This is a genomic window from Prosthecobacter gellanilyticus (assembly GCF_007992435.1).
Lineage (GTDB): Bacteria > Verrucomicrobiota > Verrucomicrobiia > Verrucomicrobiales > Verrucomicrobiaceae > Prosthecobacter > Prosthecobacter gellanilyticus.
Window position 1 is genome coordinate 90,789 of sequence record NZ_BKAG01000015.1, and the last position, 11,699, is coordinate 102,487.

Sequence of the window (11,699 nt, forward strand, 5' to 3'; positions counted from 1 at the left end):
GCCTCGCGAGCCAGAGGCTCGCCGGCCAGTAGCCGGCGGTGAAGCGAACCCGCGCAGCGGGTGAGCGAGAACCGCCGGAACCGCGCCCACCCACTCCCAGTTCAGCCCCGCGTTCCGGCAGGAACGCCGGAAGCCCCCGCCAACTCACACAACCCATTTACACCCCGCGCCCAACCACCTATTCTCCCACCATGCGCACCTTGATCACTCTCCTCCCAGCGTTCCTCGTCGCCACCCTCTGGGTCTCCACCTCCGTCCTCGCCCAAAACGAGCCCGCTCCCATCAACCCCGCCGAAGCCAAGGCCGCCTTTGACAAGGCCGACCGCGCCCTCAACGAAGCCTGGGCCGCCGCCAAAAAAGCCCTCGACGAATCCGACTTCAACAAGCTCAAGGAAGAGCAGCGCGCCTGGCTCGAGTATCGCGACTACCTCGCCCGCTCCCCGCTCTACACCGGTGCCTCCGCCCAGGATGAGCTGCCCCTCACCGCCCCCGAATATCTCGAAGCCGCCTCCCACCTCTCCAACGAGCGCGCCGTCTGGCTCAAAGGCCTCATCCGCGCCCAGGAAGGCGAGGAAACCCTCACCGGCTCCTGGAGCGACAGCTACGGCGGCAGCATCGACATCGTCCAGAAGGGCAACCAGCTCCACTTCGTCATCCAGTGCGTCCGCGGCCCCACCTCACACGTCGGCGGCCTCGCCGGCATCGCCACCTGGAATGAGTCCATCGGCTGGTTCAGCGACAAAGGCCGCGCCGACAAAGGCGACGATCCCGAGACCAACCTCAGCTTCATCCAGCGTAACCAAAAGCTCGAAATCATCGGCGCCCACACCAGCTACTACCACGGCGCCCGCGCCTACTTCGACGGCACCTACGTCAAGACCGCCAACCTCGACCCCAAAGAACAAACCAAGATCCTCAAATCTGCCAAAGACGGCGAAATCCCCGAGGAATAACGAGTTCATCACAGCCCTCTGAAAATCTTTCTGCCCTAATTTTCCTGCCATCAAACCTAACAGAAAGTGCAGAAACCAAAGCTCCCCATCCTGTTAATCCTGAATCCTGTCAATCCTGTAAAAAACAGCCGAGAAGATCGAATGGCTCCGCGATCACTCGACATCGCCTATCCAACACTCAGGCACCCTCCCGCCAGCCAACACCTCATGCAGATGCGTTCCCTTCCCAGCATCTCATGAACATCCTCACCTGCCTGAAGGCCCTTCTCATCCCAGGCATGATGGTCCTCGGGCTCTCCGCCTGCAGCAGCCTGAAACCCGCTGACTTCGCCGACACGCGTCCGGAGTTCGATATCCTCCAGTTCTACACCGGCCACACCCGCTCCACCGGCCTCCTCGAAAGCCCCCGCGGCCGCCCCATGAAGCGCGTCGCCACCGAGACCTGGGGCCGCATGCAAGGCCCCGAACTGCACATGACCCAGGACGTCACCTTCGATGATGACAAGCCCACCCGCCGCACCTGGATCATCCGCCGCCTCGACGCTCACCACTACGAAGCCACCTGCGAAAACATCATCGGCAAAGCCCGCGGCGAAGCCTGGGGAAACACCCTCCGCCTTGACTACACCCTCACCCTCAACCGCCGCAATCCTCTCACCCGCGTCCGCATGACCCACCACATGGTCCTCCAACCCGACCACCGCACCATGCTCAACACCGTCACCGTCCGCAAACTCGGCCTCATTGTTGGTCGCATCACTGAGATCTTCCAAAAGTAGCCAACGCGACCGATTTCACTTAGAGTTCCTTTATCTCGTTTGTGCTCCTGGTGCGCCCGCGATGGCCTGTTGAATCTGCATGAACAACTCCTGCGGAACATAACCTTTAGCGGCACGAACATGGAGAATGGGGAGGCGGGCTGCCTTCAGAGCCTCATCCACAAATTCATCGCGATCCCGCCGATCCTTCCTTTGATGACTGCTATCATCTAGTTCAACCACAAGACGAGGTTTCATAGTCGCTGTTTCACAAAGCAGGAAGTCTACATGCTTGCGATCAATTCGATTACGAGCAGCCTTGTTGATATGCGGCTGACGGACAAAAAGAATGTCGCTGAGTCTCGGCTTGATAACGATGGTCACGTCAGCCGCCAAGGTGTTGCGCAGCACATGATACAAAGAAATTTCCGCCGCAGAAAGGAAGTCATCCCGCAAACCATACGGGAACTCGGTAGTATTTGAGATTGCGGGCTCACGACGCCCCAGAAGCCCAAAAGTCAGAAGAGAGAGGCAGCCATTGTTCATGCGGGTGAGAGAAAGTAAGAACTCAGCAGCATTCGTCTATTAGTTGGAACGCCTGAAGCAAGGCACAAACTGGGGACCTCAATATGAAGTGGCCGACTTTCTCCGCAAGTCGAGCCGAGTGCAGTGACATCTTCATGTGTTCGAGTCACCTTCAGCGCAAGGACACGGCGGCCTGTCCACGTATCCTTTGCATCCCCCATGCCACCCAGCCGCCTGCTGCTCGCCAGCTTCCTTCTCACCCTCCCAGCCCTCTCCGCCGACCCCAAGCCCGCGATGCGGGTGCTGCGGGACCAGTGCGTGGGCTGCCACAAGCCGGGGAAGGCCAAGGGCGGGCTGCTGCTGACCTCGCATGAGAAGATGATGAAGGGCGGGGACAATGGTGTGCCCTTGAAAGCCGGGAAGGCCGAGGACAGCCTGCTCTACCAACTGGTGCTTGACGATGGCGATCCGCACATGCCGCCGAAGAAGGACCTCACCGCCGCCGAGATCACCGCGCTGAAGACCTGGATCGATGGAGGGGCCGTGTGGGATGCGAGCGTGTTTGATGAGGCTCCCGCGCCAAAGCCCGTGAAGCTCGTCACCATGCCCGCAAGCTACCAGCCCGTGCTCGCGCTGGCGCTTTCGCCGGATGAAAAACGTCTCGCTGTGGCCCGTGCGAATGCCGTGACCTTGGTGGATCTCACGAAGCCGGAGCGGCCCGTGCTCGGCAGGCTCGAAGGCCACACGGAAGCGGTTCATTCGTTAGGCTGGAGCCCGGATGGCAAATGGCTCGTCACTGGCGGCTTTCAAAAGCTCATCGTCTGGGATGCGGCAAGTATGCAGAACGTGCGCGAGCTTAAAGAATCCCTCGTCGGCAGTGTCACCGCCCTCGTCGTGGATACCGCCGGCAAGCAGGTCTTTGCCGCGGATGGCGAGGCCGGCGGCGCGGGCTTCATCCGCAAGTATGATCTCGAGACCGGCAAGCTGCTCACCACCTGGAAAGCCCATGACGACAACGTCCTGGCCCTGCGCCTCTCCGCGAAGGGCGACCGCCTGCTCAGCGGCGGCGCGGACCGCATGGCGCGCCTCTGGGATCCGGCCACGGCCAAGCAGGTGGCCTTCTATGAAGGGCACACGAACCACGTCACCGCCGTGGCCTTCAACAAGGATGCCAGCCAGATCGCCACCGCAGGCGCGGACCGTGAAGTCAAACTCTGGAACACCCAGAGCGGCGAGCAAGAAACTTCGTTAGGCGACAAAAAGACTGCTTTCTCCGCCATCGCCTGGTCCCCGGATGGCAAGACTCTCGTGGCCCTCACCGACAAAGGCAGCGGCAGTCTTTACACAGATTTCGTCAGGCACACTGGCGGCGAGCGCAGCGAGCGCGCCAAGGAGCGCAAGCTCACCGGCGTCACCGAGCCCGTCACCAGCGTCGTCATCACCGCCGACTCCAAATGGGTCTTCGCCGGCACCTTCGATGGCAAGGTCCACATCTGGGAAGCCGCCGGCGGCAAACTCAGCGGCGAGCTCAAGCTCTGAGCCGCGAGCATACGCCAGCAAAGTAGCCATCACACTCCGTGTGATGAGCTGTGGACTCTGCTCACACTTCAACGTGTCAGAGATTCGGTGGACTTTGTTTTACTCACCTCTTTTTGCCTCCGCTTGCTAACAACGAGAGACAAAAACCAACGAGCATGGCCAGCAAAACGGCATTGGCAGTTGTGGTGACGGCCACCCACAACATGGGATAGAGCTGCTCGGTAAGCCATGTCTCTTTAAGCCAAAAAGATAGAGGAGCATTTAAGTATACCCACACCATCCCCCACATTTCACCCGTCACCAAGTATGGCACTAAGCTGCCCAGCATCCATAGGCAACCAACAGCAGGTGGCAGGAAGGTGTATTTGTTCATTCTCTTCTATTCAAGACAAGCCTCGCTGAACGAGGCTTGTCCACCTAACCAAAATCACGGCATCGCATTCAGCTTCAGCAACTCATCGAGCTTGCCCTTCGCGCGATAAAACTCCGCTTCCGCCAGACCGGCTTCCTCGAGACCCGCGCGAATGGTGGCCGCATCAGCCTCACCCAGCACATGCTGCTTGATCAGCGCCGTCTTGCGGGCCTGCAGATCCAGGAAGGCCGGATCCACCACCGGCGTGTGCGGGTAGCGGCCTGCGGCTTGTCCAGCCTTCAGCATTTCCTTGAAGGCCAGACCGGCCTTCGCGGCCTCCACCTTGGCGGAGTTCACCCCGGCATACCAGTCCGCGCAGATGATGCGGTAGTAGTCACGCATGGCCTGCTTGTTGTAGTGGATGATGAGATTGCAGCCGTCCACCGGCACCGTGCCGGTGGCGCGGAAGCTGTCGGCATCGATCGTGTCGACAAAGAAGAGGTCATCCCCATCCACCGCGAACTCCCACTTCAGATCCCAGAGCTGGAGGCCGATCTCCTCCAGGAGCGCACGCACGGCCCAGGCACCGAGGAGGGACATCTTGATGGTGCTGGTGAAGAGCTGCGCGCTGAGGCCGGACATGATCAGCGCCTCCTGCTTCGTCACCGCGCGGTCCTCCGGCTCATACTTGCTGGTCAGATCGTAGATCGGGCGGTCCAGCATCTGCCAGGCCTCCATGGGGTCACTGAGGCCCAGCTCCTGCTCAAAGGCGCGGCGTTCCTTCTCATTCAGGGTCTCATACTTCTTCAGCACCGAACTGCCGCTGGTCACCCCGAAACGCACAATGTACTCCAGAGGCACCACATAGGTGCCGCTCTGCTGAAACTGGGCGTAGTCATAGACAAAGTTCCCCATCACGTTCCGGAGCGGCGGCTTCATCACCGGGAAGCGGCGCACCACATTGTAGCAGCTCGGGTTTTTCGGGATGCCCTGGGCCACGATCTCCCCGGTCACGGCGTCCAGCATGCCCACATGGTGGGTCTGCGCGCCGCCCTCAATCATGGCCGGGAGGGTGCCGTCCATGAGCTGGGAGCGCCAGGTGCCGCCCAGAGTGTGGGTGTCCAGCAGGACCTCCTCCACCCGCTGCCAGGTCTCCGGCTTCGCCAGGCGGGCATACATCACATGGCGGAAAATCGCCCGGTTGATGTCATTTCCCTCAATTTTGAAAATGCTGCCCACATCAAAGACCGACCCGGCCTCCGTGGTCTCGCAGACGATGTACCCCGGGTGGTCAGGCACGGCGTAGAGATTCTGCACGGACCCGCGGTACACGGGCTCGCCGAGGGACTGGGGGGAGAGTTGGGAAGGAAGGTTGGCAGCCATGGTTTCTGCCCGCAGGCTCGCCACGGGCGGGGACCTTTTCAATTTCCGGTTTTGGTTTTTCGAGACTTTTTGGCAGTTTTTACCGCCTCCCTTCCCCCAGGGCTGCCGCTACCCGGGAGGGGAAAAGGACCCGAAAAACACCTTGCCAATCGGGGGATTGCCTCCACCTTCGCCGCCCCTATGTCCAAAAACGCTGGTATAGCCAAAACGAGAAAGTCCGTGTCGAAGCGATTCAAAGTCACTGCGACGGGTAAGGTGCTGCGCCGTAAACAAGGCAAGCGCCATATCCTGCAGAACAAGAGCCGCAAACGTAAGCGCAATCTCGGTAAAGTCGCCCTCGTGGCAGAAGTGGATAAGAAAGCCATCCTTGCGAACCTTCCGTTCTCGCATCGTTGATTTCTTCCCACAGGCCTCCCCAATGGAGGCCACGATGCTCCGGACTGGTCCTCCCCGCAGGATCTACGTTCAGATGAGTCCGGTCATCGAATCCAAAAACAGTCTGATCACCGACGAAGAAAATGCCCAGAGCAACTAACGCCCCAGCTAGTCGTAAACGCAGGAAGCGCACCATCGCGAAAGCGAAGGGTTTCCAAGGCTTCCGCAAAACCCATTTCCGTTACGCCAAGGACGCTGTCCGCAAGGCGATGACGTATAACTACCGCGACCGCAAGGTCCGCAAGCGCACCTTCCGCAACCTGTGGGTGCAGCGCATCAATGCCGCCTCCCGCTTGGTCGGCATCACCTACAGCCGCCTGATCGAAGGTCTCAATGCCGCCGGCATCGAGATCGACCGCAAGGTGCTGGCCGACCTGGCCGTGAAGGACGAGGCTGCCTTTGGCGCCATCGCCAACCAGGCCAAAGCCGCCCTCGAGCAGAAGACCGCCAAGGTCGCTGCTTAATCGAGATCAGCCTAAATTCCCCAGACCCAAACAGCCGGAGCCGCAAGGTTCCGGCTGTTTTTCTTTGGCAAGGACCTCCCTCCCCCCGGATCACGACCCATCCCAAAGTCCCATCCCCACGTTGACCTGAATAGGCAGCGATTGTTTAGTGACACCTTCCCATGCAGACCACCCGCACCGCGAAACAGCACCGCAAGACCGCTGAGACCGACATCCAGATCGAACTGGTCGTCGATGGCTCCGGCGTGTCGCAGATCGATACCGGCGTCCCTTTCTTTGACCACATGCTCACGCTGTTCTCGAAGCATGGCCTCTTCGATCTGAAGGTGAAAGTCGTCGGTGACATCGAGGTGGACTATCACCACACCGTGGAGGACACCGGCATCGTCCTCGGCCAGTGCTTCCGTGAGGCCCTGGGAAACAAGGCCGGCATCACCCGCTACGGCTTCTGGCTTCTGCCCATGGATGAGACCCTCGCCGAGGTGGCCCTGGACCTCAGCGGCCGCGCCTTCCTCAGCTACCACGCGCCTGAGCGTGTCGAGGCCATCGGTGGCATCAACCGCTTCAGCTACCAGCTCGTGGAGGAGTTCCTCCGCGCCTTCTCCTCCAGCCTGCTGGCCACCCTGCACGTGGAGATCCGCCGCGGGCGCGATGCCCACCACATGGCCGAAGCCATCTTCAAAGGTCTCGCCCGCGCCCTGGACGTGGCCACCCGCCACGACCCCCGCGTCACCGGCATCCCGAGCACGAAGGAGGTCCTCTAACGCAATGAACCTCGGAGTGCTCGACTACGGCGCTGGCAATCTGCGCAGCGTCCTCAATGCCTTCACCGCCATCGGCCGCGAGGCCAAGCTGGTGACCAAACCCGCTCAATTTGACGACATCGACCTCCTGGTCTTCCCAGGCCAGGGTGCCTTTGGCGATAGCATCCGCATCCTGAAGGAAACCCATCTCTGGGATCCTCTCAAAGCCTGGCTGAAGGCCGAGAAACCTTACCTCGGCATCTGCCTGGGCTATCAACTCCTGTTTGAGGACAGCGAGGAATCCCCCGGCGTGGAAGGCCTCGCCGTCGCCCCAGGTCGTGTACGCAAATTTGATTCGGCGCACGGCCTCAAGATCCCGCACATGGGCTGGAACAAGGTCACCTGGGCGGAGGACAAGCCCGTGTGGTGGAAGGACCTCCCGGATCCATCTCACCTCTACTTCGTGCACAGCTACTATCCAGACGTGGCGGACCCATCCCTCGCCCTTTGCCGCACGGATTATGGCGTCCCCTTCATCGCCGGCATTGCCAAGAAGAACCTCATGGCCGTGCAGTTCCATCCGGAAAAAAGCCAGGAAATCGGCCTGAAGCTGCTGAAGAACAGCGTCGACCACCTCGCCACCACGCTCTAACCAACTTTTCCACCATGTCACGCCGCCGCTTAGGTCCGCCCTTGATCCCAGGTTTCTGGATCATCGTGGCCTTTCTGCTGCTGCTGGCATCCGTGGCCGGTTATTACTACCTGCTGGCCAGCGAGACCACCTTTGAGCGCAAGGTGGTTCCCGCCGAGACCTGACACCAGGTCCGCGGCTCTTCCATTCCAGCCACGCAAGATCGATCTCATGGCTTCCCTCTCTGACTGGATCCAGGCCGCACGGCCCAAGACCCTCGGCGCGGCCATCGCTCCCGTTTTGGTCGGCTTCTTCATCGGCTCCAGGCTCGGCGGCCATGAGATCCTTACCACCCTGCTCATCTGCACCCTCGGCAGCACCATCGCTCTGCAGATCGCCACGAACTGGTTCAATGATGCCCTGGACTTCAGCCAGGGGAAGGACACCGCCGCGCGTGTCGGCCCGCGCCGTATCACCGCCGCCGGAGTCGTGAAACCTTCCAGCGTCATGATTGCTGGCTTCCTCATGCTCGGCGTCGCCATCGCCTTCTCTCTGCCACTCATCGCCGCGCGCGGCCTGCCCATTCTCTTCATCGGCGTTCCCTCGCTTTATTTCTGTTATGGTTATACCGGCGGCCCCGCGCCGCTGGCCTATCGCGGCCTTGGCGAACTCTTCGTCATCCTCTTCTTCGGCCTCATCGCCGTCACTGGCTCCGCCTTTGTGCAAACGGGTGAGTGGCTCACCGGCGGCCTCATTGGTGGCTTGCAGATCGGCTGCCTCAGCACCGTCCTCATCGCCATCAACAACCTACGTGATCTTGATGAAGACCGAAGCACGGGCAAACGCACTCTCGCCGTTCGCTTCGGCGCCACCTTCGCACGTCTGGAGATCACCCTGCTCACCGCGTTCGCCTACGGCACCGGCATCTACTGGGCGCAGACAGGCCTCAGTCGCGTCTGCACGCTTCCGCTCGCCGTCCTGCCCTTGGGAGCCTTTATCGTGATCAAGCTCTGGACCACACCTCCTGGCCCCGCGTATAACAAACTGCTCGCCATGAGCGGCGCGCAGTTGCTCATCTTCGCCGCGCTGTTTTGTGCGGCAATGGATGGCTGAGCCTCGTTTTCACAGAGCGATGCTTTCCGAGCCCATCTACGTTTACGACTACCTGCTGCGCAGCGGCGTGGCGCTGAACTCGGCCTCGCATCGCCGCACCTTTCCAGGCGCGCTCATCCGCATCGGCTCCGGCTTCGGCTGCATTCATCCCTGGCCTGAGTTTGGCGATGTCTCTGTCGAGGAACAGCTCCGCCTGCTCACCGAAGGCATCACCACTCCCGTCACCGCCATGGCCCTGCGTTGCGCGGAGCTCGATGGGGCTGCCCGCGAGGCTGGAGTCAGCCTGTTTGAAGGTCTCGAGATCCCGCCCAGCCACTACTCCTGGAGCTTCGCCCAATCCACCGAACCCCAGATCCAGCGCGTCCTCAGCGAAGGCTGGCCCGCGCTGAAAGCCAAAGGCTACGCCAACTCCGGCGAAACCCGCCGCTTCCTGGAACAATGCGTGCGCGCCGCAGGTAAAAACGATCTCAAGCTCCGCGTCGATTTCAATGGCTGCCTGGATGCGCGCAGTTTCTCGCAGTTCATCGAGTTCATGCCCCTGCGCACCTATCAGCGGCTCGACCTCATCGAAGACCCCTTTCCTTACGATGCCCAGTTGTGGCAGCAGGCGCAGCAGCAGTGGGGCGTGAAGCTCGCACTCGACAAAGGCTGGCGTGACGGCACCGAAGGCTTCTCTGCCGTCGTCGTCAAACCCGCGCGCCGTGACTGGCGCATCGTCGCTGAGAGACACCCCGGTCACTCGCTCATGCTCACTTCCGCCATGGATCATGCGCTCGGCCAGATGTTCGCCGCTTATGAAGCAGGCATCGCCCGCCAGGAGCTCGGAGACCGCATCGGCCTCACCGGGCTCTGCACTCAGCACCTCTTCGAGAACGATGGCTTCTTCGAGCGCGTCCACTCTCCCGGCGGCCGCCTCCAGCCCGATCTAGACGGCGGCGGCCTCGGCTTCGGCGACGTCCTCGAACGCCTCCCCTGGCGCCGATTGGTCTAACAATGAATCGCGAGCAAACTATTAGCCGGTGGTGAAGCGAAACCGCGAAGCGGTGCAGCGAGAACCACCGGATATGTGAAGCATGCCTCTCGACGAGTCACCGCGCCCTGAAAGGGCGCAAGAAGTCCTGTCATCTCCCCCAACCAAAAGCGCGACAACGCCTCACTCCTTCATCGCGGCAATCTCCCCGACCACCCGATCCATCTCGGCTTCGGTGTTATAAAAATGCGGGCTGAACCGTAGATACGCCTTCCCGGCGCGGTCATACCTCAAACTCGGGCTGATCTTCATCGCGCTAAGATGCTCAAACACCTTGTCCGCCGCCGGACCACTCCCCTCCTCACGCCAGGCCGTGGTGATGCCAGACGCGTTCGGCCCGTCCTTCGGACTGATGAAGCGGAACCCCAGCGGCTCCAGCCCGTCCATGAGCTTCGCCTTCAAGCGCAGAAGCTGCTCGCTCACCTGCGGAATGCCCTTCTCCAGCAGCAGCTCCAGCCCTGCCTTCATGCCAATGATGCCCGCCACATTCAACACACCCGGTTCATACCTGCGGCCACCGCGCTCAAAGGCAATCTCCGTCTGCGCGATGAAATTCGGGCTCTGCACGTTCCACGAGCCGAGCAACGTCGGCCGCAGCTGCTCCTGCACTTCCTCACGCACATACACCACACCGGCCGCCATCGGCCCGAGCATCCACTTGTGTGAATCCGCGCTCAGAAAGTCCACATAATCCACCCGTGTCTCAAAGGCACCCAGTGTCTGGATCGCATCCAGGCAGAAAAGCACACCGCGCTCACGCAGCATGCGGCCAATCTCATTGAGCCGGATCCGATAACCACTCAGGAAATGACAGGAGGCCAGCGCGACTAACTTCGTGTTAGGCGTCAGCGCCGCTTCCACCAGTTCCGGCGTGATCACTCCCGGAGCCTCCGGCTTCAGCAGCTTCACTATCACCCCATGGCGCGCCAGATCCGTCCAAGGGTACACATTCGCCGGATAATCATCCTGATAGCACACCACCTCGTCTCCAGGCTTCCAATCAAGCCCGTTCGCCACCAGAGAGAGCCCGAGCGAGGTCGGCCCGAGCAGCGAGATCTCGCTCGCTTTCGCTCCGAGCATCTTCGCCGCCACCGCACGCGTCTCATTCGTCGCGCGCCAGGCTTCCGGAAACTCTTGCATGCGCGTGCAGGCCTCATGCAGGTAGTCCTGCATCACCTTCGTCACCCGTGCAGGCAGTATGGTGACACCCGCATGGGCAAGAAAAATGCTGTCCCGGGCGACCGGGAACTCGGCGAGACGTTCGGCTTCAGAAGCAAAGAGAGACATGGGAGCTGAGTCCACTACTGGACTTGCGATCTACGTCTGCCAAGCCGGTAACTGGTACCACAATACATGCAGCGGAAACCGAAAGTGATCAGCAGGGAGATCACCGCCGAGGCGCGATACGACAGCGGCCAGATCCGGAAGGCCTCATGATGCTTGCGGCAGCGGCGCTCCTTCATCACCGCACCATGGCAGAGCGGGCAGTTCAGCGAGTCCGCCAGAAGGAAAACCACCACCCGCGAGAACGCAAACGTGCCCAGCCCCGCGAGCGCCAGCACACCCCAGGTCCGCGCCTGCGTGGCCGCCATGCCCGTCACCCCTGCCACAAAGGCCAGGAAGCCCAGGAAGGCCGTGAACATCAGGAAGGCCACGCAAAAAAGCTTCATCGACCTCGGGAAGTGGCGCTTCCGACGCTCACGAGGAGCCTGCGAAGGCAGCGGATCAGCGGGGCGGAAGCCTGGGTCTTTCATGGATGACGGTGAAGGAACT

General features: G+C 61.2%; 15 protein-coding genes. 10 read left to right on the plus strand and 5 right to left on the minus strand.

Annotation, left to right across the window (positions count from 1 at the left end):
• Positions 1–191 precede the first annotated feature (191 nt).
• Together BGE01nite_RS12290 and BGE01nite_RS12295 are read left to right on the plus strand one after the other, a co-directional pair.
• Positions 192–953, plus strand: coding sequence for a lysozyme inhibitor LprI family protein (locus BGE01nite_RS12290; RefSeq protein ID WP_146850759.1), 762 nt, complete (start codon positions 192–194; stop codon positions 951–953).
• Between the two features lie 236 nt (positions 954–1,189).
• On the plus strand, positions 1,190–1,732 hold the full coding sequence (locus BGE01nite_RS12295; RefSeq protein ID WP_146850760.1) for a DUF3833 family protein: 543 nt from the start codon (positions 1,190–1,192) through the stop codon (positions 1,730–1,732).
• A gap of 30 nt (positions 1,733–1,762) precedes the next feature.
• Here the strand turns inward: BGE01nite_RS12295 and BGE01nite_RS12300 are convergent, their stop codons facing one another.
• Positions 1,763–2,257, minus strand: coding sequence for a DUF2726 domain-containing protein (locus BGE01nite_RS12300; RefSeq protein ID WP_146850761.1), 495 nt, complete (start codon positions 2,255–2,257; stop codon positions 1,763–1,765).
• A 198-nt stretch (positions 2,258–2,455) separates the two neighbouring features.
• On the opposite strand from BGE01nite_RS12300, the gene BGE01nite_RS12305 reads away from it, so the two are divergent.
• Positions 2,456–3,775, plus strand: a complete 1,320-nt coding sequence (locus tag BGE01nite_RS12305) for a c-type cytochrome domain-containing protein (protein WP_146850762.1) — start codon at positions 2,456–2,458, stop codon at positions 3,773–3,775.
• Between the two features lie 103 nt (positions 3,776–3,878).
• Here the strand turns inward: BGE01nite_RS12305 and BGE01nite_RS12310 are convergent, their stop codons facing one another.
• Positions 3,879–4,148, minus strand: coding sequence for a hypothetical protein (locus tag BGE01nite_RS12310; protein WP_146850763.1), 270 nt, complete (start codon positions 4,146–4,148; stop codon positions 3,879–3,881).
• A gap of 54 nt (positions 4,149–4,202) precedes the next feature.
• Complete coding sequence (locus BGE01nite_RS12315) at positions 4,203–5,510, minus strand: phosphoribosylaminoimidazolesuccinocarboxamide synthase (protein ID WP_146850764.1); 1,308 nt, start codon at positions 5,508–5,510, stop codon at positions 4,203–4,205.
• 180 nt (positions 5,511–5,690) lie between these two features.
• On the opposite strand from BGE01nite_RS12315, the gene rpmI reads away from it, so the two are divergent.
• The 7 genes from rpmI (at position 5,691) to BGE01nite_RS12345 (ending at position 9,887) form a co-directional block, all read left to right on the plus strand.
• Complete coding sequence (gene rpmI / locus BGE01nite_RS12320) at positions 5,691–5,906, plus strand: 50S ribosomal protein L35 (RefSeq protein WP_146850765.1); 216 nt, start codon at positions 5,691–5,693, stop codon at positions 5,904–5,906.
• 122 nt (positions 5,907–6,028) lie between these two features.
• The gene (rplT, locus tag BGE01nite_RS12325) at positions 6,029–6,409 is read left to right on the plus strand and encodes a 50S ribosomal protein L20 (protein ID WP_146850766.1); all 381 of its coding nucleotides are present in this window, start codon (positions 6,029–6,031) and stop codon (positions 6,407–6,409) included.
• A 161-nt stretch (positions 6,410–6,570) separates the two neighbouring features.
• A complete protein-coding gene (gene hisB / locus BGE01nite_RS12330; protein ID WP_146850767.1) occupies positions 6,571–7,173 on the plus strand; it encodes an imidazoleglycerol-phosphate dehydratase HisB in 603 nt (200 codons plus the stop codon).
• Between the two features lie 4 nt (positions 7,174–7,177).
• Positions 7,178–7,804 (plus strand): imidazole glycerol phosphate synthase subunit HisH, encoded by a 627-nt coding sequence (gene hisH / locus BGE01nite_RS12335; RefSeq protein ID WP_146850768.1) that lies wholly within the window; start codon positions 7,178–7,180, stop codon positions 7,802–7,804.
• A gap of 14 nt (positions 7,805–7,818) precedes the next feature.
• The gene (locus BGE01nite_RS28980; protein ID WP_170266751.1) at positions 7,819–7,968 is read left to right on the plus strand and encodes a hypothetical protein; all 150 of its coding nucleotides are present in this window, start codon (positions 7,819–7,821) and stop codon (positions 7,966–7,968) included.
• Positions 7,969–8,014: 46 nt separating this feature from the next.
• On the plus strand, positions 8,015–8,896 hold the full coding sequence (gene menA / locus BGE01nite_RS12340) for a 1,4-dihydroxy-2-naphthoate octaprenyltransferase (RefSeq protein WP_146850769.1): 882 nt from the start codon (positions 8,015–8,017) through the stop codon (positions 8,894–8,896).
• A 19-nt stretch (positions 8,897–8,915) separates the two neighbouring features.
• The gene (locus BGE01nite_RS12345; RefSeq protein WP_146850770.1) at positions 8,916–9,887 is read left to right on the plus strand and encodes an enolase-like domain-containing protein; all 972 of its coding nucleotides are present in this window, start codon (positions 8,916–8,918) and stop codon (positions 9,885–9,887) included.
• Positions 9,888–10,049: 162 nt separating this feature from the next.
• On the opposite strand, the gene BGE01nite_RS12350 is transcribed toward BGE01nite_RS12345, so the two are convergent.
• Positions 10,050–11,213, minus strand: coding sequence for an aminotransferase class V-fold PLP-dependent enzyme (locus tag BGE01nite_RS12350; protein ID WP_146850771.1), 1,164 nt, complete (start codon positions 11,211–11,213; stop codon positions 10,050–10,052).
• A gap of 14 nt (positions 11,214–11,227) precedes the next feature.
• Positions 11,228–11,680: a hypothetical protein gene (locus BGE01nite_RS12355; protein WP_146850772.1), complete on the minus strand. Its 453-nt coding sequence runs from the start codon at positions 11,678–11,680 to the stop codon at positions 11,228–11,230.
• Positions 11,681–11,699: the final 19 nt, after the last annotated feature.